We start from the raw sequence: 23454 nt of genomic DNA on the forward strand, positions 1-23454 counted from the left end.
GCCGGGCGATCAGGCCGTCACGGCGCAGCCTGTCGGGGCTGCCGCGTCACCCGATCAGATCGGGCCGTAGCGCACGTTCATGGCGTCGGCCATCATCGGCCAGGACTGCTTGAGGTCGTCCTCCCAGTAGCCCCACGAGTGCGTGCCGTTGGGCGCGAAGTCGAACTGGGCCGGGATCCCGAGCTCGCCGAAGCGGCGGGCGAGGTTGGCCGTGCAGTACTGCGTGGCCGCCTCGATGACGCCGCCGACGATCGCCTGGTTGGCCAGCGCGGGGACGCTGTTGCGCAGACGCCAGTTCTCCAGGGACTCGTGCGGCCCGGGCAGGCCGTTGCCGGTGGAGATGTACATGGCCGGCAGCGTGCCGTTGTCCCGCTGGGGGACGAACTTGTGCGCCTGGGCGACCGGGTCGTTGGCGACCCAGCCCGGACCCGGGTACGGGCCCCACATGTTGTCGAGGTTGGCGCCGCCACGCATACCGGTGACGATGTTGATGAACTGGTAGCCGATCGGGGTCGAGGTCTCGGCACAACCCGAGTACGAGCCGATGGCCTGGAAGCGGCCCGGGTTGTTCTGGGCGATCGTCAGGACCGAGGTGGCGGTCATCGAGATGGCGGCGAGACCGCGATTGCGGTTCTGCCCCGTGTTCCCGCCGTACCTGCTCTCGAAGAGATCCGGGAGCTCCTTCGCGAGGTACGTCTCGAACGCCATCGGGCGATCGGTCTCACGCGCGAATCGGGTCTGCACGTTCGGATCGTGGCGCTGCCAGTCCGTGTAGTACGAGAAGGCACCGCCGATCGGCGTGACGGTCCAGGCGTCCTTGTCCGACATGAAGGCCTTGACGTCGGACTGCGCCTGCCAGGTGGCGGAGTCCTCGCCACCACCGGCGCCGTTGACGAGGTAGAGCACCGGCGCGCTCGCGTTGCCGTCACGCGGACGCTGGACGATGTTGGGGACCTCGATGGCCATCTTGTCCGACCACACCGACACGATCAGTCGACCGTCGGGGAGCTGGGTCTCGACGACCTTGTTCTGGGCCGTGGCCTTGGTGTACTGGATGCTGCCACCCTGGGCCTGTGCCGTGCCCGTGGCAACGACGGGGACCATGGCCGCGGCGAAGGCCGCAGCGGCGACCTTGGTGCCCAACCGACCGCTCTTGACTGAACGCATATTCCGACGCCTTACCTTCTCGTTGTTCACAGACGGACTCGGGCAGACCCTTGCAGGAAAGCTAACCCAATTCCCATTAGTCACACAAGCCCCACTAGGCACGCTTCTTGCAAAAGCATGCCTGCAGGACCAAGCCTTGCGCCCGCCGGGCACGATCCGAGGATCGCATACCCGGACCGCCCGCGGGTAACCGCGGGACCGCCTTGCGGTTCACGTCAACATTATCGGCGCCACCCGCCCGCCCGTTACCGATATGAACAAATTCCGATACACGCTCCACAGGGCGGGTGCCGACGCCACACCGGACGGGACACGAGAAAGGGCCCCGGGCATGGCCCGGAGCCCTTGTCTCGATCAGTTGTACTACTCAGGCCATGAAGCCGGCGTCGAAGGCCGCCTGCAGGTCGCCACCGGCGAAGTAACCGGCGGCGCTGACGAAGTCGCTGACCCAACCGATCAGGTCCGAAAGGACACCGAAGGTGCCGTCCTCGCCGATGATGCGGCCCAGGCTACCGTCTGCGCCGAAAGCTTCGCTTCCCATGATTTTCTCCTTGACGTGAGTGGTGAGTGCAGGGTCTCCGGCACTCGAGTGAACTACAGGGGGTGACCACTTTCAGGCTCGCGGTCGTGATGGGGGCCGGAACAGGCCCCACAAACGATCAGAGAATTACTCTGCGGCCTCGCCGAGGCTGCCCATCACGGTCTCGAGGCCGTCACCGGCAAGCGAGCCGGCGAAGCCCATGACGCCTGAGAGGATGTCGTCGATTCCACCGAGAAGGTCGCCGATGGCGCTGAAGTCAGGCATGTGTATCTCCCTTGAAAGTTGTGCCCCGGCTTCTGGGGCCAGAGTCAGCGTAATCTGAGTAGACCCAAAGTCAATTGTGACCTAGGTCTCCGCGTCGGCAGGGTGACGCAGATTTAACTTGCAACACCCTTAGTGGCTCAGATCACTGGATGCAAGGAGATCCTAGCATCACGATCTGCCTGCGCAAAGGTCAATGAACCATCGACTTAATCAGCTTCGTTAGCCTTCCCTCACGAACTGCAGGAGTCATCGATACGGTCTCGTAACCTTCAGGTCGATAAACCTTCATCTAGACAAGCGCCTATTAGACACGAAAGCGGCCCGCACGATCAGGATCGCACCGGGGAAGAACACGATGCGTTCCCGGAGCGAGCGGCGTGCGGGCAGCCCGGTGAGGCATGGAAAAGGCCGTGGCCCGCACCGGAAGCCCTCCGGTGCGGGCCACGGCCCGGTTGTCGCGTGGGCTAGATCAGAAGCCCATGCCACCCATCTCGTCTCCACCCGGCATCGCCTGTCCGGCGGGCTCGGGCTTGTCGGCCACGACGGCCTCGGTGGTGAGGAACAGCGCGGCGATGGATGCAGCGTTCTGCAGCGCCGAACGCGTCACCTTGACCGGGTCGTTGATCCCGGCCTTGAGCAGGTCCTCGTACTCGCCGGTGGCGGCGTTGAGGCCCTCGGCACCCGGGAGGCCGCGGACCTTCTCCGCCACGACGCCCGGCTCGAGGCCGGCGTTGTGGGCGATCTGCTTGAGCGGGGCGCTCAGCGCGAACTTGACGATCTTCGCACCGGTGGCCTCCTCGCCCTCCAGGGAGAGGGAGTCGATCGCGATCTCGGACTTGACCAGGGCGACACCGCCGCCTGCGACGATGCCCTCCTCGACGGCCGCCTTGGCGTTGCGGACGGCGTCCTCGATGCGGTGCTTGCGCTCCTTGAGTTCGACCTCGGTGGCCGCGCCGGCCTTGATGACGGCCACGCCGCCCGCGAGCTTGGCCAGGCGCTCCTGGAGCTTCTCGCGGTCGTAGTCCGAGTCGGAGTTCTCGATCTCGGCGCGGATCTGGCTGACCCGGCCCTCGATCTGCCCCTGGTCGCCCGCACCCTCGACGATGGTGGTCTCGTCCTTGGTCACCACGACCTTGCGAGCCTTGCCCAGCATGGTGATGTCGGCGGTCTCCAGCGAGAGGCCGACCTCCTCCGAGATGACCTGGCCACCGGTCAGGATCGCGATGTCCTGCAGCATGGCCTTGCGGCGGTCACCGAAGCCCGGGGCCTTGACGGCCACGGACTTGAAGGTGCCGCGGATCTTGTTGACCACCAGCGTGGACAGGGCCTCGCCCTCGACGTCCTCGGCGATGATCAGCAGGGACTTGCCCTCGCCGATGACCTTCTCCAGCAACGGGAGGAGGTCCTTGACGGTCGAGACCTTGCCCGAGACCAGCAGGACGTACGGATCCTCCATGACCGCCTCCTGGCGCTCCGGATCCGTCTGGAAGTACTGCGAGATGTAGCCCTTGTCGAAGCGCATGCCCTCGGTGAGCTCGAGATCCAGGCCGAAGGTCTGCGACTCCTCGACCGTGATCACGCCCTCCTTGCCGACCTTGTCCATGGCCTGGGCGATGAGCTCGCCGATGGCCGGGTCGCCGGCGGAGATGCCGGCGGTCGCGGCGATCTGCTCCTTGGTCTCGATCTCCGTGGCGGACTCGATCAGGTGCGCGGTGACAGCCGCGACGGCCTTCTCGATGCCACGCTTGATGCCCATCGGGTTGGCACCGGCGGCCACGTTGCGCAGACCCTCGCGCACGAGTGCCTGGGCCAGCACGGTGGCGGTGGTGGTTCCGTCGCCGGCGACGTCGTCGGTCTTCTTGGCGACCTCCTTGACGAGCTCCGCACCGATCTTCTCGTACGGGTCCTCGAGCTCGATCTCCTTGGCGATGGAGACGCCGTCGTTGGTGATCGTGGGGGCGCCCCACTTCTTCTCCAGCACGACGTTGCGGCCCTTGGGGCCGAGCGTGACCTTGACGGCGTCGGCGAGCTGGTTGAGACCGCTCTCCAAGCCGCGACGAGCCTCTTCGTCGAACGCGATCATCTTTGCCATGGGGTGAATAATCCTCCGGGTGTGGGGTGACACGTATGTGGTCGGCGTCGGCGCCCGCGACGGACGGAGCGGACCGTGTCAGATCCACCCCTCACCTTGCGACCTCAGTTCAGGTTCTTACTGGCACTCAGGGTAGCCGAGTGCCAACCGCTTTTCTAGCACTCGCCCCCGACGAGTGCAAAGGGTCCGGCCGGTGTTCGCGACGGGCGAACGACCCGCACGGCCGGGCCCGGTCCCCTACCATCGAGACGCCATCGAAGCCCACCCCCCATTGGAAGGCCCCCCATGACCACCGAGTCCACGCCCGTCGGTTCCATCGAGAGTTCGATCGAGATCGACGCCCCGCCGGCCCGGGTCTGGGAGGTCGTCTCCGAGGTCCGCAACGCCCCCCAGTGGAGCAGCCAGGCGCACAAGGTGATCGCGATGGGCGGCCGTACGACCGCGGGGACCCGGGCGATCAACATCAACAAGCGGGGCCCGATCTTCTGGCCCACCACCAGCCGCGTGGTCGAGTTCGAGCCGGGTCGCCGGTTCGCCAACCGCATCACCGAGAACACCACCGTCTGGGTCTTCGAGCTCGAGCCCACCCCGGGCGGCGGCACCCGGCTCACCGAGCGCCGGGAGGTCCCGAGCGGTCTGACCTTCCTCTCCCGGTTCCTCACCGACAAGCTCTTCGGCGGCCAGCCCTCGTTCACGAAGGAGATGGACCGGGGCGTGTCGACCTCCCTCAAGCGGATCAAGGCCCTCGCCGAGCAGGGCTGACCGGAATGACCGGCGGGGGTGTGCTCGCGACGGCCAGGACCGTACTCACCGCGCTCGTCGCGAGCTCACTCGCCATATCCCTCACCGGGTGCGCGCTGTGGCCCGGCGAGTCGGATGACGCCGGCGCCCCCGGCCGCGAGGAACCCGGCCCCACCCTGGCCGCCGGCCCGCCGCCGGGCGACTGGCAGGACGTCCGCAGCCCGACGGGGCTGGTCTACTCGGTCCCGCCGGAGTGGGAGGTGGGCGATCCGACCGGCTCGCCCGCGCCCGGCGGCGCGGAGGACCCCGGCGACACCGGGGCGGACTGGGGCTCGGGATACGTCACCACCGCCAACGCCATCGCCGACCGCGGCTACTGCGACTCCGACGGGCTGTCGTTCCGCACACTGGCCGGCATCAGCACGGTCCTGCCCGGCCACGCCCGCGAGCAGGCCGAATCCGCCTCGCGGGCCATGGCGGACTCGATCGACCGCCGGTTCACCCGGAACGGCGCGGACGTGCCGGTCCCCGAGGCCCGGAGCATCGGCGTCTCGGGCGTTCCGGCATGGCACGTCTCGCTGCGCGGTGCGGTGCGGCCACCACGTGACTCCTGCACCCCTCCGACCATCCGGTTCGACACGATAGCGGTGTCCACGCGGGCCGCGGACGGTTCCCCGGCAACGATCGTGTTCGTCCTGATGGCCGACGAGGACGAGCCGGGGGTCCAGCCGGAGGCGACGATCGACACCGTGGTGGCGTCCCTGCGCTACGACAACTCCGTCTGACCCCGCCGCGGCACGACCCCGGGCCACCTCAGGCCGCGGTGACCACGCCGTTCGCCGGGACGTCGTTCCCAGATGCCGCGATCTCGAGCGCTCCGGCCCAGTCCCGGGCTCCCCGCGCCCAGGCCCAGCCCGCCTCCGCGACGTCGCCGGCGCGTCCGATCGACACCATCCGCTCGAGCACCGGTGTCCCGGGACCGTCGGCGACCTCGATCCACAGCGACCCGTCGGCCAGCTCGTAGCGGAACCACCGGTCCTCGTCGACGTCGAGCTCGAGCCGGTCCCCCGACACCTCGAGTGCGTCCACCAGTTGGCGCAGCAGTTCACCGGTCACCCAGGGCAACGTCCCGTGCGGGCGGCCGCGGACCGTGTGGTCGGTGATGCCTGCGCCCGCGGTGGTGGGCCTGCGGTGGACGTCGATGTCGATCCGGACGCGCGGGTCCGCCACCAGTCCGAGCTCCGGTGCGGTGACCAGGAGCTGCCGCGGAGCCGCGAGCCTCATGACGGCGTTGACCACGAGGGGCCTGGTGATCACGCCGGGATCGATCACCACGCCGACCCCCTCGATATGGGGACGCCGGGTGAGCGCCCCGGTCTCCCCCACGGCATCGGCCTCGGGGAAACGGGCGGACACCTCGTCGCACAGACCCTCGAGATCGGCACGGATGTGGTCGGGGAGATCGCCGAGGCGGGCCGAATCGCGGAAGGCCGGGTCCGCCGGGGTGACGACAATCACGTAGCTCATGTCGGCTACTCTACTTCATCTTCAGTTCATCTTCCGTTCATGTCGGGCTCCGTGTCGGACCACGCAACTACGCTGACGGCATGTCCGACTCGACTCCGTTCGCAACCCCGCACCCGGGCCTGGCCCCACTGGCCGACGCGGTGGGCGCGCAGCTCGACCGCGCGCGCACCGACCTCGCCGACCTGGTGGCCCTGCCGTCGGTACACGGCGCCGAGCCGGAGGCGTGCGCGCAGGCCTGCGAACTGGTGCGGGTCATGCTGGGCGAGCTGCCCGTCCCCGGCCTCGGCCCGGACGCGGTCGAGGTGGTCGAGACCTCCGACGGTTCGCGGGCGGTGTTCGCCCACCGCCCCGCCGCACCCGGCCGCCCCACCGTGCTCCTGTACAGCCACTACGACGTCCAGCCGGCGGGAGATCCCGCCGAGTGGACCACCTCACCGTGGGAGCTCACCGAGCGCGACGGCCGTTGGTACGGCCGGGGGGCGGCCGACTGCAAGGGCAACCTGGTCGTCCACCTGACCGCCCTGCGCGCCCTCGCCGCCCTCTCCGAGGCCGCGTCGGGCGCACCGGGGGGCCGTGGGATCGACGACGACGAGGCCCCCGGATCCACGGACCCGCTGGACGGCCTGGGGATCAGGCTCGTCGTGGAGGGCTCCGAGGAGACCGGCGGAGGCGGCCTGGACGATCTCGTGGCCTCACGGCCCGACCTGGTGGCCGCCGACGCGATCCTCATCGTGGACTCGGGGAACGTCTCGGCGGGCGTCCCCACGCTCACGACCAGCCTGCGGGGGATCGCGAACCTCGTCGTCGTCGTCGACACCCTCGAGGCCGGGGTGCACTCCGGCCAGTTCGGGGGCGCGGCCCCCGACGCCCTGGGCGCGCTCATCTCGATCCTGGCCTCGCTCCGGGACCCCGAGACCGGCGCGACGACCGTCGACGGCCTGGACTTCACGGGGCGGTGGACCGGTCAGCCCTACCCCGAGGGCCGGTTCCGCTCCGACGCCGGGATCCTCGACGGGGTGGACCCGTCCTCGGCGGCACCGGTCGCCGATCTGGTGTGGTCGCGCCCGGCCGTCACCGTGCTGGGCGTCGACTGCCCGCCGGTCGAGGGTGCGATCGCCGCCGTCCAACCCCGCGCCCGCGCCCTGGTCAACCTGCGGGTACCGCCCGGGACGGACCCCCTCGAGGCACAGGAGTTGCTGGCGGCCCACATCGAGCGGCGCCGGCCCTGGAACGCGCGCGTGAGGGTGGAGAAGGAGACGGTGGGGCACCCGTTCAGCACGGTTCCCGCCGGCGGCTCGGACCCGGTGCACGACCTGCTGTCGGAGTGCCTGGCACAGGCATACGGTGCGGCCGAGGTGGCGCAGGTCGGCTCCGGCGGATCGATCCCCCTTTGTACGGCGCTGCGCGAGGCCCACCCCGGGGCGAGCATCGCGCTGTTCGGGGTGGAGGACCCGGCCGCCGCGATCCACTCCCCCGACGAGAGCGTGGATCCGCGGGAGATCGAGCGCATCGCGCTCGCCGAGGCCGCGTTCCTGCAGCGCCTGCGCTGACCACCGGGTCTGCTCCGCCCTGCGAACCGCCGGTACCAGGAACTGCCAATACCAGGAACTGCCGGTAACAGTGTGATGCCGAGACGCGATAGTGGCGTGAGTGGCGGCTACCCGCCGTCGGTTGCCGGATCCGAGGAGCCGCCATGTCAGCCCTGTCAGCCTCAGCCCTCGCAGGCGCCGCGACCGTCGTCTCCCAGCCCCGTCGTCGACGCGTTCCGCACCGGGCGGTCCGCGCCCTACTGGCGACCGTCACCGCCGCCACCGTGGCGGTGGGCCTGCTTCCCGCCCCCTCCCAGGCCCAGGGACTCCCTGGGTCGATCAGCCCGGAACAGATCGCCAACGGCGCGCTCGGCACGATCTCGCCCGAGAGCCTGAGTCAGCTCCTCTACTTCGGCACTCTCCCCGGTTCCTCCGGGTCCTCCATGATGGGCGTCGCCAATCGCCTCGGCTTCACCCCGGACATGTTCGCCGGCTCGCCTCCGCCGGCACCGCAACCCAACCCACTCATCACCGAGACCGAGGTGGTGGCCAGGGATGTCGACGGCCGCTACGAACGATGGCTCATCGACTCGGCCGACATGAAGCGCGGGATCACTGTGGAGGTCTACCGCGCGACCACCCCCGACGCGCCGTTCCTCTACCTACTGGACGGCGTCGGCTCCGAGCTTCCCAGCGGCTTCATGCAGTGGGGAGCCGCGGAGCAGTTCGCGGACCAGAACGTCAACCTCGTCATCCCCACCGGCGGCCAGGGCTCGATGTGGGCCGACTGGAACGAGCAGGACCCGGTTCTGGGCATCAGCAAGTGGGAGTCGTTCATCACCCGGGATCTACCGAACCTCCTCGAACCGGAGGTGAGCACCAACCGCAACCGCGGCATCGGCGGCATCTCGATGGGCGCCGGCGCCGCCCTGACCATGGCGACCCGTCACCCGGACCTGTACAAGGCGGTGTTCGGCGTCTCGGGTTGCTACTCCACCGACGCGCTCGGCCAGATCCTCACCCGCTACACCGTGGAGAGCCGCGGAGCCACCCTCACCAACATGTGGGGCGAGCCCGGCAACGAGCAGTGGGCCGCGCACGACGCGATGGTGGGCGCCGAGAATCTGCGCGGCAAGGCCATCTATCTCTCGTCCGGCACCGGTGTGGCGGGCCCCGGTGACTGGGAGGACTACGACAACGACGCCGCCAACTTCGTGGCCGGGATGGCACTCGAGCAGGCCACCGGCCAGTGCACGCGGGCCGCGGACCGGCGACTGCGCGCGCTGGGAATCCCGGCGCGGATCGACCACCTGCCCACCGGCATGCACAACTGGTCGTACTTCTCCCAACAGATCCCGGTGGCGTGGAACGCGGTACGCGGCGCGCTGCGGTGACGGGATCGGCGATACGCTCGCACGCGTGAACCCCCGCCCGGACCTGGATCTGACCCTGCGTCTCTCGGCGTCCGCGGCCGACTCCCGCCGAGGGATCGTCCGCGCGCACCCGGAGGTGATCCTCGCCCTGGGGATGCGCGAGTGGGACGCGATCGAGATCGTGGGCGCCCGCACCACCGCCGCCGTGGTGGCCGAGACCGCCCCGGGTGCCCCCAGCGGGGTGCTGGTGGTGGACGAGGTCGTCGCCGCCAACTGCGGGCTCGGCGAGGACGCCCGGGTGACCGTCCGGGCCGCCCAGGTCACGGGTGCGCAGTCGGTGGAAGTGCAGGGCCTGCCCCCCGCCGGCAGGGGTGTGGCCGAGCGCGTGCTGCGGTCCGCGCTGCTGGGCAAGGTCGTCCGCGTGGGCGATTCCGTGACGCTCATGCCCCGCGACCTCGGCCCGGACTTCCCCACCGCCGACACCTCACGCACCCTGCGCAACACCATCGGCATGCAGTGGAGCACCGTGCTGCTCACCGTCACCGCGACCGTGCCCGACGGGGTCGTGTCGGTCCAGCCCACCACCGCGGTGGTCGCCTCGGGCGCGAGGGGATCCGCCCGGGCGGCGGGTACGACGACGAGCCCTGCGGCCCCCGCCGGTCACTCATCCGCGGGCGCAGGCGCAGGCGCATCCGCGCCCGGCGGCGGGCAGGCCTCTCCGGGGGCGGCGATCACCGCGGTCGCCCGCGAGGACCTGGTGGGGGTGGCCCACCAGGCCGAAGTGCTGGAGCAGTGGCTCGCACTGGCCCTGGACCGGGCCGAACTGCTGCGCACGCTGGGCGCCTCCCCGCACCTCGGTGTCCTGGTCGCGGGGCCGCCCGGCGTCGGCAAGGCCACATTGGTGCGATCGGTCGCGGGAGACAGGCGTCTGGAGGTGCTCGACGGCCCGTCCGTGGGCTCCCTGGACCCGGCGGGCCGACTCGAGGCCGTCCGGGCCGCGGCCGAGAGGTGCCGCGAGAACGGGGGGATCCTGCTCGTCACCGACGTCGACGCGCTGCTGCCCGCGCAGACCGAGCCGGTGTCGACCCTGGTGCTCGACCGACTGCGATCCGTCGTGGCCAACCCCGGGTCGGTGCTGGTGGCCACGTGCGTGCGCCCGGAGGACGCCGACGCCAGGCTCCGCGAACCCGACGTCTGCGATCGCGTCCTGGATCTACCGCTCCCCGGGTCGACCGAACGCGCCGCCCTGATCGGGGTGCTCCTGCGGGACGTGCCCACGGGGGACCTGGACCTGGCCGCGGTCGCCGACCGGACCCCCGGCTACGTGGCGGGGGACCTGCGGGCCCTGACCCGCGAGGCCGCACTGCGCGCCGCCGGACGCGCTACCAACGGTGGCGGCCACGGTGGTGGGGACGGTGGTGGGGACGCCCCCACGGCCCGCCTGGAACAGGACGACCTCATGGGGGCCGTCGCGGTGATCCGGCCGCTGTCCCGCTCGGGGACCGAGGAACTGAGCCTGGGCTCGATCACCCTCGACGACGTGGGCGACATGGAGGAGGTGCGCCAGGCTCTCACCGAGACCGTCCTGTGGCCGCTCCAGCACCGCGAGTCATTCGAGCGACTGGGTGTAGAACCCCCGCGCGGGGTCCTGCTCTACGGCCCGCCCGGCTGCGGCAAGACCTTCGTCGTCCGGGCCCTGGCGGCGAGCGGACGGTTGACGGTCCACATGGTCAAAGGCGCCGAACTCATGGACAAGTGGGTCGGTTCGTCGGAGAAGGCGGTCCGGGACCTGTTCCGCAAGGCCCGGGACTCGGCACCGTCGCTGGTCTTTCTCGACGAGATCGACGCGCTCGCCCCGCGCCGCGGCCAGTCCGGGGACTCCGGGGTCGGAGACCGTGTCGTCGCGGCGCTGCTCACCGAGCTCGACGGTGCCGAGCCGCTGGGCGACGTGGTGATCCTCGGCGCCACCAACCGCCCCGAGCTCATCGACCCCGCACTGCTGCGGCCGGGGCGGCTCGAACGACTCGTCTTTGTCCCCCCGCCCGACGCCGAGGCGCGTGCCGACATCCTCCGGGCCGCCGGCCGCAGCGTGCCGCTGGCCCACGACGTGGACCTGACCGCTCTCGCCGGGGACCTGGACGGCTACTCGGCCGCGGACTGCGCCGCGCTGCTGAGGGAATCGGCGCTGACCGCCATGCGCCGCGACATCGACGCCGCAGAGGTCACCGCCGAGGACGTGGCCCGAGCACGACGGGTCGTCCCACCCTCACTCGACCCGGACCAGGTCGAGGGTCTGCGCCTGTACGCCGAACGGCGTGAGAACTAGCGCGGGAACCCGGTCACACCGCCTTGCCGTGGCGCACCCACCCCGACTACAGTTGCTCGCCATGCGGAAGATTCTCGTAGTAACCGGACGTAACGGGGCCTGACAGACCGGCACCCCCGTTGCGTGGTTACCCCTCTCCCGTCGGTCCCCGCACCGACATCTGAGACGAGAACACCATGAACACCACCGCACCCGCCCTCTCCACCACAGCGGCCACCTCCTGCCCGTTCGGACGCCGCTTCGGCCGCCGCCTGCCGCGTGGATTCGCCGACGCGGCCGCCGGATTGGACTGGCGGACCCTGGTCGACACTTACGCGCCGTCGACCGACCACTTCCACCTGGCCGATCTCTCCCGTCGACCTCTGGGCCGCGGGATCACCGCGTACGAGGCCATCCTGGCCACCCGGGATCCCTCCGCGCCGGGCGAGTTCACCGCCCACCGCCTGACCACCGAATCCTGCGGCGACCTCACCGCCATGTCCGAGATGCTGGGCCGGATCGGGGCCCGCGTGGAGATCGAGCGGTTCCACCAGTACGAGGGTGAGACCTTCGGCCGGACCGAGTCCTGGTGCACCATCCTGCGTGCCACGAGCGGCCGTCGCGGCACGTGGGCGCTGGGCTTCGGCGAATCGCCGGCGGAGGCCTCCATCGCCGCCCTGCTGAGCGCCGCCACCCTGCTGCACCTGCGCTGACGACGGCCGGCCGAGCCGCGTTCTGTAAAGTGATCACCGAACCCTGACCTCGGTCGACCACCGGCACCCGTCGAGACCGGCGGGGGTGTCCGCGTGTCATCGTCCGGTCGTCGCGAAGAGAGGAGCCGCCGGTGATCGCGATCCTCGCAGCCCACGCCGCGGCCGCCCTGATCGCGATCCCGCTGGTGTTGCGGTTCGGCCGACGCGCCTTCCTCGCCCTGGCCCTGGTACCCGCGGCGGGCGCGGTGTGGGTGGCCGCCAATCTCGACCGCGTCCCCACCGAATCGATCCAGTGGGCGCCCGGCATCCACCTCGCGGTGGATCTGCGGATGAACGCGCTGTCCGCGCTGCTGGCCCTCATCGCGCTCGGTGTGGGTGCACTCGTCCTGGTCTACTGCACGTGGTACTTCAAGGACGACGAACCCCGGCTGCACCTGTTCGCCGCAGAGCTCGTGGCCTTCGCCGGTGTCATGTTCGGCCTGGTGGTGGCCGACAACATGATCCTCCTCTACATCTTCTGGGAGATCACCTCCGTCCTGAGCTTCCTGCTCGTCGGCCACTACGCGGCGCGGGCCTCCGCCCGGCGCGCGGCCACCCAGGCGCTGCTCGTGACCACCCTCGGCGGACTGGCGATGCTCGTCGGGCTGGTCATCCTCGGCCAGGCCGCCGGGTCCTACCTGATCAGCGACGTCGTCGCGGAGCCGCCGTCCGGGACCCTCGTCCACTGGGCGCTGGTCCTGGTGATCGTCGGAGCGGGCAGCAAATCCGCCATCGCCCCGCTGCACTTCTGGCTCCCCGGCGCCATGTCGGCCCCGACCCCGGTGAGCGCGTACCTGCACTCCGCGGCCATGGTCAAGGCGGGAGTCTTCCTCGTCGCGGCCATGACCCCCGGACTGTCGGGCTCGTCAACCTGGCAACTCCCGCTCATCGTGCTGGGCCTGGTGTCGCTACTGATGGCCGGGTGGCGTGCCCTGCGCGAGACCGATCTCAAACTCGTGCTGGCGTTCGGCACCGTCAGTCAACTGGGCTTCCTCCTCGTCCTGGTGGGGATCGGCTCGCGCGACACGATGCTCGCCGGACTGACCATGCTGCTGGCGCACTCCCTGTTCAAGTCGGCGCTGTTCATGTCCGTCGGCGTGATCGACAAGACCACCGGCACCCGCGAGATCCGGGAGCTGTCGGGGCTGGGTCGCCGACGCCCCGCCCTCGCGCTCGTGTTCACCCTGGCCGCCGCCTCGATGGCCGGGCTCCCGCCCTTCCTCGGGTTCGTCGGCAAGGAGGCGGCGTTCGCCACGGTCCTGTCCGAGGAGAGACTGCACGGGATGCCGTCGTTGGTCGTCACCGCGGGGCTCGTGGCGGGGTCCGTCCTCACCTTCTCCTACACCGCGCGCCTGGTCATGGGCGCGTTCCGGTCCAAGCGGTCCTTCCCCGGCGGCATCAGCACCGCCGTCGCCGCCTCCCGCCCCGCGGGTGCGTTGTTCCTCTCCGTCCCCGCCGTCCTCGCGGCGTCCGGATTGGTACTGGGACTGTGGAACGCGCCGGTCGAGATCCAGGTGGCCCGGTACGTCGACGCCGCGTTCCCGCCCGGCAGTCCGTGGCGCGGCGGGGAGGACTACCACCTGGGTCTGTGGCACGGGATCGGCGTCCCGCTCGCGCTCACCCTCGTGGTCTACGTGCTGGGCGCGCTGCTGTACGTGGCGCAGCGGACGGTCGAGAGGATGCAGTTCGAGTCGCCGGCACTCGGCAACGCCGACCGCATCTACGACGCGGTCCTGAAGTTCTTCGACGTCCTCTCGCTGCGCCTGACCGCGAGCATCCAGCGCGGTTCACTCCCGCTGACCCTCGGAATCATCCTGGTGACACTGGTGGTGTTCCCGTTCGTCTCGCTCCTGGCCGGCACCCGCGAGGGCCTGCGGATGGAGCTGTCCGCGAACCCGGTCGTGCTCATCGTCATGATCCCCATGGCCCTGGCCGCCGTGGCCGCCACGGTCCTGCGCAACCGCCTCGCCGCGGTGATCTGCATGTCGGTCACCGGATACGGGCTCGCGGTGATCTTCGCCTTCCACGGCGCACCGGACCTCGCACTCACTCAGTCACTGGTCGAGACGCTCCTCATGGTCGCCTTCGTCCTGGTCCTCCGGACGATGCCCGCCGAGGTCCCGCTCTCGAACGGTTTCCGCAGAGTGCGGGCCTGGCTCGGGATCGGGGTGGGCCTGCTCGTGGTGGTCACCGGCGCCTACGCGATCAACGCGCGGCAGGACCCCGCCGTGTCCACCGTGTTCCCCGACATCGCCTACGAGATCGGCAACGGCGCTAACGCGGTTAACGTCACCCTGGTCGACATCCGCGCATGGGACACCCTCGGCGAGATCACCGTCCTGCTGGTCGCGGCCACGGGCGTGGCCAGCCTCGTGTTCCGCAACCGCCGCTACGGTTCCGGTCCGCGACTGGCCGACGTCGACAAGACCCGCTCCGGCCGGCGGGGCGTCGAGGCCGCCCGGATCGTCATCGACGCACCGGGAGCCACCCCCGGCCGCTGGCTCGTGGGCGCCACGGTGCGCGACCCGCGCGCCCGGTCGCTGGTCCTCGAGGTCACCACCAGGCTCGTCTTCCCCACGATGATGGTCCTGAGCCTCTTCTTCTTCTTCGCCGGACACAACAACCCCGGAGGCGGATTCGCCGGCGGCCTCGTCGCGGGACTGGCCCTGGTACTGCGCTACCTCGCGGGCGGGCGCTACGAACTCGGTGAGGCCATCCCGGTGGACGCGGGCCGGATCCTCGGCGTCGGGCTCCTGCTGGCCGCCGGCACCGCGACCGCCTCCATGTTCCTCGGGGCACCCGCCCTGTCGAGCGCGACGTTCGAGGCCACGCTCCCCGTGTTCGGCGAGGTCAAGTTCGTCACGGCGCTGCTCTTCGACGCGGGTGTGTACCTCATCGTCGTCGGACTCGTCCTGGACATCCTCCGCAGCCTCGGTGCCCGACTCGACCTGGACACCGAGGACCTCGACGAGCTCCGCGCCGTCTACGTGGACGCCACCGCGCTGCCGTCCACGGCCGCGCTGCGCAGCGTCGCGGGCGTGGACGCGGACGGCGCGCGGTCCGACCTCGCCGAGTACCGCGCCGCCCGTCGCGCCGCACGCCCGGAGGCCGCCGAGAACCGGGGCACCACCGGCGGGAGGACGCCATGACCGCGGACTTCGGACTGCTCCTGCTCGCCGGGATCCTCTGCGCGACCGGCGTCTACCTGCTGCTGGAGCGCGCGATCATCAAGATCCTGCTCGGGATCATGATCTTCTCCAACGGCATCAACCTGCTCATCCTGGCCGCGGGGGGGCCACCCGGCAGCCCGCCCATCCGGGGCCGCGCCCGGGGCCCGGAGGCCGCCGCCGACTCGGACGCGCTGACCCACGGGATGATCCTCACCGCGATCGTCATCACCGCCGGCGTCGGGGCCTTCATCCTGGCGCTGGCCTACCGCTCCTACCAGTTCACCACCGCCGACGAGGTGGCCGACGACGCCGAGGACACCAAGATCGCCAAGCGCTCGCCCGCGGACGCCTGGTCCGCTCCCGACCGCGACCTGTCCGACGACCACGCCACGGGTCAACCCACCGAGCTCGGTGACCACGTCGACTACGACGACGAAGACCTCGAGGAGGCGGAGGCCGAGACGGAAGCAGAGGCCGAGGCCGAGGCCCGTGCGCAGACCAGGTCCCGTGCACCCACCGAGACCGGAGGGCGCGCGCGCCGGGGGAAGAAGAACCCCGACGACGGCGGGCCCGGCAACGGCGAGGAGGACCATCGATGATCCCCCCCGAGCTGTTCGGCTACCTCATCCCGTCCGTCGTCCTGATCCCGCTGCTCGCCGCGGCCCTGTGTCTGGTGGTCTCCCGCCGACCCCGCGTACAGAACATCATCACGATCATCACCCTGACCGTGGTGCTCGTGATCGCGGGGGTCCTGCTGGTCCTCACCGACCAGCACGGCGTCCACACGGTGCAGGTCGGCGGCTGGGACGCGCCCGTGGGGATCACGTTGATCGCGGACCGGTTGAGCGCGCTCATGCTCTGCGTGTCGGCCGTCGTGCTGTTGACGGTGATCATCTACGCCGTCGGTCAGGGTGTGCGCGACGGCGACGGCGACCAGCCCACCTCGATCTTCCTGCCCACCTATCTGGCGCTGGCCGCGGGACTGAACGCGGCGTTCATCGCCGGCGACCTGTTCAACCTGTTCGTCGGGTTCGAGATGCTGTTGGCGGCGTCCTACGTCCTGCTCACGCTGGGCGCCAGCCAGGAGCGGGTCCGCGCAGGGGTCTCCTACACCGTCGTGTCGATGGTGTCCTCGATGGTGTTCCTGCTGGGGATCGCGCTGACCTACTCGGCCACGGGCACGCTCAACCTGGCACAACTGTCCGTACGGATGGCCGAGGTCCCGGACGGACTGCGGAACACGATCTTCGCCGTCTTCCTGGTGGCGTTCGGCATCAAGGCCGCCGTCTTCCCGCTCTCCACCTGGCTGCCCGACTCCTACCCCACCGCGCCCGCCCCCGTGACCGCCGTCTTCGCGGGACTGCTGACCAAGGTCGGCGTCTACGCGATCATCCGCTTCCACACCCTGGTCTTCCCCGGCGGCTCCATGGACGGCGTCCTGCTGGTGGCCGGGTTGCTCACGATGGTCGTCGGGATACTCGGCGCGATCGCACAGTCGGACATCAAACGAATACTGTCCTTCACGCTGGTCAGCCACATCGGGTACATGATCTTCGGCATCGCCCTGTCGACCGGGTACGGGCTCAGCGCGGCCATCTACTACGTCGGCCACCACATCATCGTGCAGACCACCCTGTTCCTGGTGGTCGGACTGATCGAACGGCAGGCCGGGTCGTCCTCCCTGCGCCGCCTGGGGTCACTGGCCGTCGCGAGCCCGGTCCTCGCCGTCGTCTTCCTCATCCCCGCCCTCAACCTCGGCGGGATCCCGCCGTTCTCCGGCTTCATCGGGAAACTCGCGGTGGTGCAGGCCGGCGCCGAGGTCGGAGGCCCGCTCATGTGGGTCCTCATCGCCGGGGCCATGGTGACCAGTCTGTTGACGCTCTACGTCGTGGTCCGCGTGTGGTCCAAGGCGTTCTGGCGGCCCCGTGCCGACGCCCCGGAGGGGGCGCTGGCCCTGGCCAAGCCGCTGGCGCTGCTGCCCTCCGACGAGTACGTGGAGTTCGACGAGCGCGAGGAGGTGGGCCGGATGCCGCTGAGCATGCTCGCGCCCACCATGGCCCTCATCGTGGTCTCCCTGCTGATGACCGTGTTCGCCGGCCCGCTGCTCGGGGTCACCGACCGGGCCGCCGACAGCCTGATGCAGCGCAGCGACTACCTCGATACCGTCCCCGCGGACTCCACGCCCGAACGCTACGTCGACTCCGTGACGGGGGTGCGCTGACATGATCCGGAGGATGCGGCTCGAGCCCCGGGTACTAGGATCCCGCCTGTTCATGATGCTGTGGCTGACGATCGCCTGGGTCATGCTATGGGGCCCGGTCGAGATCGGCACCATCGTGGCCGGTGTGATCGTGGCGATCCTCGTGATGGTGCTGCTCCCGCTGCCCCGCGTGCCCGTCGAGGGCCTGGTCCGGCCGGTGTCCACGGCATGGCTGGTGATCGTGGTGGCCTACTATCTCGTGCGTTCGTCGCTCGCCGTGGCGTGGCTGTCCGTCCGCCCCAAGGCCCCACCCCGTTCGGCGGTACTCAGGGCCCCGATGCGGCTGAGGTCGGACTTCACCCTGGCCCTGGCCGTCAACACCCTCAACCTCATGCCCGGCGGGATCGTCGTGCGCGTCGACCCCGCCGCCAGGTACGTCTACGTCCACGTCCTGGACACCAGCAGTCCCGAGGCGGTGGAGAAGTTCCGGCGCCAGACCGCACACGTGGAGCAGTTGTACCAGCGGGCCTTCGAACGACCCGAGGACTGGAAGCCCAGCCCCGAGCACTACTGCGCCCCGGCCGAGGAATACCGCGGCCGCGTCCCGGACACCGAGGAGCCCCGATGAGTCTGTCCCTGCTCTTGTGGAGCGCGGCGGTGGTCGCACTGACGCTGGCGCTGTTCACCACCATGATCCGCCTGATCGGCGGGCCAAACACCCTCGACAGGATGATCTCCCTGGACATGCTGGCCGCGATCGCCCAGTCCGGCGTGGGCGTCTACATCGCCTGGACCAAGGACACCACCGCCGCGGCCGCACTCGTGGCGCTCGCGCTCGTCGCCTTCCTCGGATCGGTGACCGTGGCCCGGTTCCGCGTCAACGACACCAAGGGACTGTCCCACGAGGAGGCCCTCCTATGACCGACGACCTCAGAGAAATCGTCTCCGCGCTGTTCGTCCTCGCCGGAGCCCTGCTCACCCTGGCCAGCGCCATCGGCCTGGTGCGCTTCCGCGACACCCTCAGCCGGATGCACCCGGCCGCCAAACCGCAGGTGCTGGGCCTGGTACTCGTACTGTTCGGCGCGAGCGTCCGGATCTTCCCCCACATCGACCTGGGGATGCTCCTGCTGGCCGGGATCGTGGCCGTGTGCACCGCGCCCGTGATCGCCAACCGCGTCGGCAACCTGGCCTATCACGAGAGTGTCGAGGACGGCACCATCACCCACGAAGCACCGGTCCTGGAGAAATTCCAGGCGAGCGAGGCCAACCGCAAGAACACGCCCTAGCATCCGCTCCCGCGGATGTACGCCCGGACCGCAGCCGCCCCTCCCCATGTACTCACGCGCGCACCGCGGTACACGCGCGAGTGCATCCCCGGGAGCGGCTGTAGGCGGGCAGCGGACGGGCAGCGGGCGGCGGGCGGCAGACGGGCGGCGGGCGGCGGGCAGCGGGCAGCGGGCAGCGGACGAATCGAGCCCCACCTCCCTCAGCGGGGGGCGGGGCTCGTGCGGGCTGCGCGGCGCGGGAGTGCCGGGGTCGCGTCCCCGGTGGGGGCGCCGGCTACTGCGGGATCAGGGTGCCGGCGGAGCGGCGGGAACGTTCTGGCCCGGCTCCCCGGCGGGGACCTCCACGACGACCGTGGTGGTGACGGTAGCGGCACCCTCGTCCCCCATGGCCTCGCCCTCGCCGACCTCTCCCTCGGCGCCCGCCATCTCGCCCTCGACCTCGTCGGCGGACTCCTCGGCCTCGGCGTCACCGGTGTAGGTGGGCAGCGTGTAGGGGGCGTCGGGGTCGGCCGGCTCCTCGTTGGGCGGGGTGCACGCGGTCACCGCGAATGCGAGGGCGAGTGCGGGAACCGCGACCAGGAGGCGGCGGGCGGTCTGACGCGGGGCCATGAGGGCTCCTTCGATCTCGGAAAGCTGCAGGGCGCTGTGAGCACGGGTCCCGCGGGGCGGGGTGCGTGGGCTCATCATATCCCCGGGCGTCAGCGGTTCAGGTCCTGGGTGACGATCACGATCACGCCGGGGGCCTGGACCTCCAGGTCCGCGGGTCGCGGCAGGGCGGGGATGCCCAGCTGGTCGGCGATGGCCCGGGCGGCCTGCTGCTCACCGGCGCCGTTCCCGAAGTACACGGTCGACTCCGCCACGACCGGCTGGTTCGAGGGCAGGTTCGCCACATCACCGACGGCGAAGCCGGACTCGCGGAGGGCTTCCCCTGTCCGGCCGGCGAGTCCGGTGACGTTGCTGTTGTTGAACACCTGCACGGGCACCGCGGTCACGGCGGGCGCGGCACCGGGCTCGCCCGCCGGAGGTTGACCGGTGGGCTGCTGCGCGGGCTGGCCGGGCGCACCGGTGGCGGCCTGACCGTCGGGGGCGCCCTGGGGGTCCTGGCCGGCGGGGGCGTCGCCGGGCTGGCCCGACTCATCCACCCGGCCCTGCTCGTCGCCCCGGCCCTGCTGCTCGGTCTGCTCGACCTGCGAGGTCTCCTCATCGGTCGCGGTCGGAGTCTCGTCGTCCCCGCCGAACAGCTGGACGAGTCCGATGCCGATCGCCAGGACGACCGCGGCCAGCAGGACCATCGCGATGGCCCGGTACGGGGGGCCGGTCGGCTCGTCCGGGTCGGGGCCGCCTCCGGGTCCGCCACCGGGCGCGCCCGGGCCGGAGGGGTCGTACTGCGAGGTCTCGGACTGGGTGCTCACGCCGGTGAGTGTAGGTCAGTCGAGACGCATTCCCAGGTTGCGCGCCGCGCGTGCCTTCTGACGGCTGCTGCGCATGCGGCGCAGACGCTTGACGAGCAGCGGGTCCGCGGCCAGCGCCTCGGGGCGGTCGATGAGGTCGTTGAGGATCTGGAAGTAGCGGGTGCCGGACATGTCGAACTTCTGCCGGATCGCCTCCTCCTTGGAGCCGGCGAACTTCCACCACTGCCGCTCGAACTCGAGCATGGCCTGGTCCCGGTCGGAGAGGACGGGGTCGGCGGCGTGCAGGTGGGCGGCGTCCTGCTTCTCGGCCTCGACCTGCACCTCGCGTGCCGCGGTTGCTGCTCGACCCATGCGCGCGCCTCCTGAGGAGTCGGTGTACCGGGCGGGTGTCCGGATCACACGGTTGTGATTCCCCCGTAGTGAACCACACGGATCCGACACTCTGCCAGGCGCGCACTAGGATCTCCTGCCATGGCCGTCCTGCCCATCGTCATCCTCGGCGATCCCGCCCTCCACGCCCCCACCGCACCCGTCACGGAGTCCCCGGAGGAGCTGCGCGGACTAGTGCAGGATCTCTTCGACACCATGGACGCCGCCAACGGCGTGGGCCTGGCCGCCAACCAGGTGGGGGTGCGCAAGCGCGTGTTCGTCTACGACTGCCCCGACCTGGACACCGAGGACGGCGAGGGCGTCTCCCGCGAGGACGTCGAGGCCCGCGGCGGCTGGCTCAACCGACGGGGCTGCATCGTCAACCCGGTTCTGGAGACCTCCGAGATCCCGGAGACCATGCCGGACCCGGAGGACGACCTCGAGGGCTGCCTGTCCGTCCCCGGGGTGAACTTCCCGCGGGGACGCGCCTGGTGGGCGCGCGTGACCGGCACCGACGAGAACGGCGAGCCCGTCTCGGTGGAGGGCTACGGCCTGTTCGCGCGGTGCCTGCAGCACGAGGTCGGCCACCTGGACGGATACCTCTACACCGACCACCTCATCGGCCGGAACCGCAAGGCCGCCAAGCGCCACATCCGCGACGCCGGGTGGGGCGTGCCCGGCCTGAGCTGGGACCCGACCACCGACCCGGACCCGTTCGCCGACGAGGAAGACGAGGACGGGTGGGACGGGCCGGACGGGAACGACGACGACGAGGCCGTGCCCTTCCATGGCTGAGCAGGACCGGGGTCTGGCCGACCGGTCCCGGTGGAACGCCGGCAGACGGGTGGAGGTGGGCGAGCGGGTGGTCGTGCGTCGCCACCTGGAGGCGGGACAGAGCAGTCACCTGTACACCGACGTCATCGGGCACGTGACGGAGCTGGAGCCCGAACTGGTGGTCCGCCGGCAGTCGGGCGAGGAGGTGCGGATCCCCGACGCCGACATCGCCGTGCTCAAGGTGCTCCCCGCCCGGCCGGTCCGGGCCCGCGACATCCGGGAGCACGAGTACGCGGGCGCGCTGGCGTGGCCGGGGACCGAGTACGAGCTGGTCGACGGCTGGTTCTGCCGGGCTGGCGACGACTGGTCCTACCGCGGTGACTCGGCGGTGCCGGTGCTGCCGTGGGCCAGCTGCACCGAGCTCGACGGCGTCCGGGAGTGGTACGCGGACCGCGGCCTGCCGTTGCGACTGGTGGCCGTGGACCGGTTGGTCGACGCCGGCCGGATGATGCTGGACGGGGAGCCGGTCGATCCCGCGCGGGTGAGTGCCGACCGCGAGCTCCTCCTGTGCACCGCGGACAGCCGCGAACTGCTCGCCGCCGTGGACGCGGAGGTCCCCACAGTCTCCCGCTCCGAGGTGGTGCTGGCCGACTACCCGGACGACGACTGGTTGGCGCTCTACCACGCCACCGCCGGTCTGGACCCCGACCGGGTCCGGCCCGCGATGCTCGCCACCGCGGGTCTGATCGGTGAGGGACCGGACAGCGGCGAGCCCGGGCCCGGCGGTCACGTGGTGTTCGCGAGGTACGTCGAGGGCGGCGAGCTGGCCGCGATCGCCCGGGGCGCCGTGACCTCGGGGCCCGACGGGACGCCCCGGATCGCGGTCTCGTCCGTACAGACCGCGGACGCCCACCGCCGCCGCGGGCTCGCCGAGGTGGTCACCGGCGCGCTGGTCGAGTGGGGACTGTCGCTGGGCGCGCAGGAGTGTCACCTCCACGTGTTCGCGGACAACGTCGCCGGTCGCGGCCTGTGGGCCAAGCTCGGGCTGGCCCCGCACCATTCGCTGCGTCACCTCGTCGTCGTCGAGGGTTCGACTCCGCGCTCCGCGGGGACCGCACGCGGGTAATAGACTGCGGGCCATGCGCCTGGCCACCTGGAATGTGAACTCGATCAGGGCTCGACGGGACCGCGTCGTGGCCTGGCTGGAACGCTCGGACGTCGACGTCCTGGCGATGCAGGAGACCAAGTGCAAGGACGAGCAGTTCCCGCACGAGGCGTTCGCGGAGATCGGGTACGAGGTCGCCCACCACGGGCTGAGCCAGTGGAACGGCGTCGCCGTGGCCTCGCGGGTCGGACTCGACGACGTCCGGCTGGGCTTCGACGACATGCCGGGCTTTCACAAGGACCCCGAGGTCACGCAGGACCCGGAGGCGCGCGCCATCTCGGCGGTGTGTGACGGCGTCCGCGTCTACAGCCTCTACGTGCCCAACGGCCGCGAGCTGGCGGACCCGCACTACACGTACAAGCTCGAGTGGCTGGCCCGGTTGCGCGACCACGCGGCCGCCGAACTGGCCGCCGACCCGGCAGCGAAGCTGGCCCTGGTGGGCGACTGGAACGTGGCGCCGCACGACGACGACGTCTGGGACATGGAGGTCTTCACCGGCAAGACCCACGTATCGGAGCCCGAGCGCCGGGCCTTCGCCGCCTTCGACGACGCGGGTTTCCGTGAGGTGACCCGCGAGTACACCCCCGGGCCGGGTGTCTACACCTACTGGGACTACACCCAGCTGCGCTTTCCCAAGAAGCAGGGCATGCGCATCGACTTCCAGCTCCATTCGCCGGAGCTGGCGGCGCGCGTGACGGGCGCCTTCATCGACCGCGAGGAACGCAAGGGCAAGGGCGCCTCTGATCACGCCCCCGTCGTCGTCGACCTCGCCTGACACCGCCACCTG

General features: G+C 70.7%; 23 protein-coding genes. 15 read left to right on the top strand and 8 right to left on the bottom strand.

Going from position 1 to position 23454, the window contains the following annotated elements:
• Positions 1-54: 54 nt before the first annotated feature.
• From NJE57_RS04345 to groL, 4 genes are all read right to left on the bottom strand, one after another.
• Entirely contained in the window at positions 55-1167 is a 1113-nt protein-coding gene (locus NJE57_RS04345) for an alpha/beta hydrolase family protein (protein ID WP_319027175.1), read from the bottom strand.
• A gap of 367 nt (positions 1168-1534) precedes the next feature.
• A complete protein-coding gene (locus NJE57_RS04350) occupies positions 1535-1708 on the bottom strand; it encodes a hypothetical protein (RefSeq protein ID WP_319027176.1) in 174 nt (57 codons plus the stop codon).
• A 126-nt stretch (positions 1709-1834) separates the two neighbouring features.
• A complete protein-coding gene (locus tag NJE57_RS04355) occupies positions 1835-1972 on the bottom strand; it encodes a hypothetical protein (protein WP_319027177.1) in 138 nt (45 codons plus the stop codon).
• Positions 1973-2441: 469 nt separating this feature from the next.
• Positions 2442-4064, bottom strand: coding sequence for a chaperonin GroEL (groL, locus tag NJE57_RS04360; protein WP_319027178.1), 1623 nt, complete (start codon positions 4062-4064; stop codon positions 2442-2444).
• A 285-nt stretch (positions 4065-4349) separates the two neighbouring features.
• Here groL and NJE57_RS04365 point away from each other — a divergent pair, with 285 nt between their 5' ends.
• Positions 4350-4826 (top strand): SRPBCC family protein, encoded by a 477-nt coding sequence (locus tag NJE57_RS04365; protein WP_319027179.1) that lies wholly within the window; start codon positions 4350-4352, stop codon positions 4824-4826.
• A gap of 5 nt (positions 4827-4831) precedes the next feature.
• A complete protein-coding gene (locus tag NJE57_RS04370) occupies positions 4832-5590 on the top strand; it encodes a hypothetical protein (RefSeq protein ID WP_319027180.1) in 759 nt (252 codons plus the stop codon).
• A gap of 28 nt (positions 5591-5618) precedes the next feature.
• Here the strand turns inward: NJE57_RS04370 and NJE57_RS04375 are convergent, their stop codons facing one another.
• The gene (locus NJE57_RS04375) at positions 5619-6332 is read right to left on the bottom strand and encodes a hypothetical protein (RefSeq protein ID WP_319027181.1); all 714 of its coding nucleotides are present in this window, start codon (positions 6330-6332) and stop codon (positions 5619-5621) included.
• Between the two features lie 80 nt (positions 6333-6412).
• Here NJE57_RS04375 and NJE57_RS04380 point away from each other — a divergent pair, with 80 nt between their 5' ends.
• From NJE57_RS04380 to NJE57_RS04425, 10 genes are all read left to right on the top strand, one after another.
• On the top strand, positions 6413-7882 hold the full coding sequence (locus NJE57_RS04380) for a M20/M25/M40 family metallo-hydrolase (protein WP_319027182.1): 1470 nt from the start codon (positions 6413-6415) through the stop codon (positions 7880-7882).
• Between the two features lie 143 nt (positions 7883-8025).
• Positions 8026-9255: an alpha/beta hydrolase family protein gene (locus NJE57_RS04385; protein WP_319027183.1), complete on the top strand. Its 1230-nt coding sequence runs from the start codon at positions 8026-8028 to the stop codon at positions 9253-9255.
• 25 nt (positions 9256-9280) lie between these two features.
• A complete protein-coding gene (locus NJE57_RS04390) occupies positions 9281-11560 on the top strand; it encodes an AAA family ATPase (RefSeq protein ID WP_319027184.1) in 2280 nt (759 codons plus the stop codon).
• Between the two features lie 176 nt (positions 11561-11736).
• The gene (locus NJE57_RS04395; RefSeq protein ID WP_319027185.1) at positions 11737-12252 is read left to right on the top strand and encodes a hypothetical protein; all 516 of its coding nucleotides are present in this window, start codon (positions 11737-11739) and stop codon (positions 12250-12252) included.
• 131 nt (positions 12253-12383) lie between these two features.
• Entirely contained in the window at positions 12384-15440 is a 3057-nt protein-coding gene (locus tag NJE57_RS04400; protein ID WP_319027186.1) for a Na+/H+ antiporter subunit A, read from the top strand.
• On the top strand, positions 15437-16060 hold the full coding sequence (locus NJE57_RS04405; protein ID WP_319027187.1) for a Na(+)/H(+) antiporter subunit C: 624 nt from the start codon (positions 15437-15439) through the stop codon (positions 16058-16060). The genes NJE57_RS04400 and NJE57_RS04405 overlap by 4 nt, the downstream gene beginning before the upstream one ends.
• Positions 16057-17682 (top strand): Na+/H+ antiporter subunit D, encoded by a 1626-nt coding sequence (locus tag NJE57_RS04410; RefSeq protein WP_319027188.1) that lies wholly within the window; start codon positions 16057-16059, stop codon positions 17680-17682. Before NJE57_RS04405 ends, NJE57_RS04410 begins: the two co-directional genes overlap by 4 nt.
• Positions 17683-17695: 13 nt before the next feature.
• The gene (locus NJE57_RS04415) at positions 17696-18289 is read left to right on the top strand and encodes a Na+/H+ antiporter subunit E (protein WP_319027189.1); all 594 of its coding nucleotides are present in this window, start codon (positions 17696-17698) and stop codon (positions 18287-18289) included.
• A complete protein-coding gene (locus NJE57_RS04420) occupies positions 18286-18582 on the top strand; it encodes a monovalent cation/H+ antiporter complex subunit F (protein ID WP_319027190.1) in 297 nt (98 codons plus the stop codon). Before NJE57_RS04415 ends, NJE57_RS04420 begins: the two co-directional genes overlap by 4 nt.
• Positions 18579-18947: a cation:proton antiporter gene (locus NJE57_RS04425; RefSeq protein WP_319027191.1), complete on the top strand. Its 369-nt coding sequence runs from the start codon at positions 18579-18581 to the stop codon at positions 18945-18947. The genes NJE57_RS04420 and NJE57_RS04425 overlap by 4 nt, the downstream gene beginning before the upstream one ends.
• 285 nt (positions 18948-19232) lie before the next feature.
• Here NJE57_RS04425 and NJE57_RS04430 read toward each other — a convergent pair whose 3' ends face one another.
• The 3 genes from NJE57_RS04430 to NJE57_RS04440 form a co-directional block, all read right to left on the bottom strand.
• Positions 19233-19556 carry a hypothetical protein gene (locus tag NJE57_RS04430; RefSeq protein ID WP_319027192.1) on the bottom strand — a complete coding sequence of 108 codons (324 nt, stop codon included), beginning with the start codon at positions 19554-19556 and terminating at the stop codon, positions 19233-19235.
• Between the two features lie 89 nt (positions 19557-19645).
• On the bottom strand, positions 19646-20359 hold the full coding sequence (locus NJE57_RS04435; RefSeq protein WP_319027193.1) for a LytR C-terminal domain-containing protein: 714 nt from the start codon (positions 20357-20359) through the stop codon (positions 19646-19648).
• Between the two features lie 15 nt (positions 20360-20374).
• Positions 20375-20710 carry a DUF3263 domain-containing protein gene (locus NJE57_RS04440; RefSeq protein ID WP_319027194.1) on the bottom strand — a complete coding sequence of 112 codons (336 nt, stop codon included), beginning with the start codon at positions 20708-20710 and terminating at the stop codon, positions 20375-20377.
• Between the two features lie 120 nt (positions 20711-20830).
• On the opposite strand from NJE57_RS04440, the gene NJE57_RS04445 reads away from it, so the two are divergent.
• From NJE57_RS04445 to NJE57_RS04455, 3 genes are read left to right on the top strand one after another with little or no spacing between them, the layout of a single operon-like run.
• Positions 20831-21523 carry a peptide deformylase gene (locus tag NJE57_RS04445; protein WP_319027195.1) on the top strand — a complete coding sequence of 231 codons (693 nt, stop codon included), beginning with the start codon at positions 20831-20833 and terminating at the stop codon, positions 21521-21523.
• Positions 21516-22628, top strand: a complete 1113-nt coding sequence (locus tag NJE57_RS04450; RefSeq protein ID WP_319027196.1) for a GNAT family N-acetyltransferase — start codon at positions 21516-21518, stop codon at positions 22626-22628. Before NJE57_RS04445 ends, NJE57_RS04450 begins: the two co-directional genes overlap by 8 nt.
• Positions 22629-22641: 13 nt before the next feature.
• Positions 22642-23442 (top strand): exodeoxyribonuclease III, encoded by an 801-nt coding sequence (locus tag NJE57_RS04455; protein WP_319027197.1) that lies wholly within the window; start codon positions 22642-22644, stop codon positions 23440-23442.
• Positions 23443-23454 lie beyond the last annotated feature (12 nt).

The sequence above is a fragment of the Dietzia sp. PP-33 genome (assembly GCF_033790845.1).
Lineage (GTDB): Bacteria > Actinomycetota > Actinomycetes > Mycobacteriales > Mycobacteriaceae > Dietzia.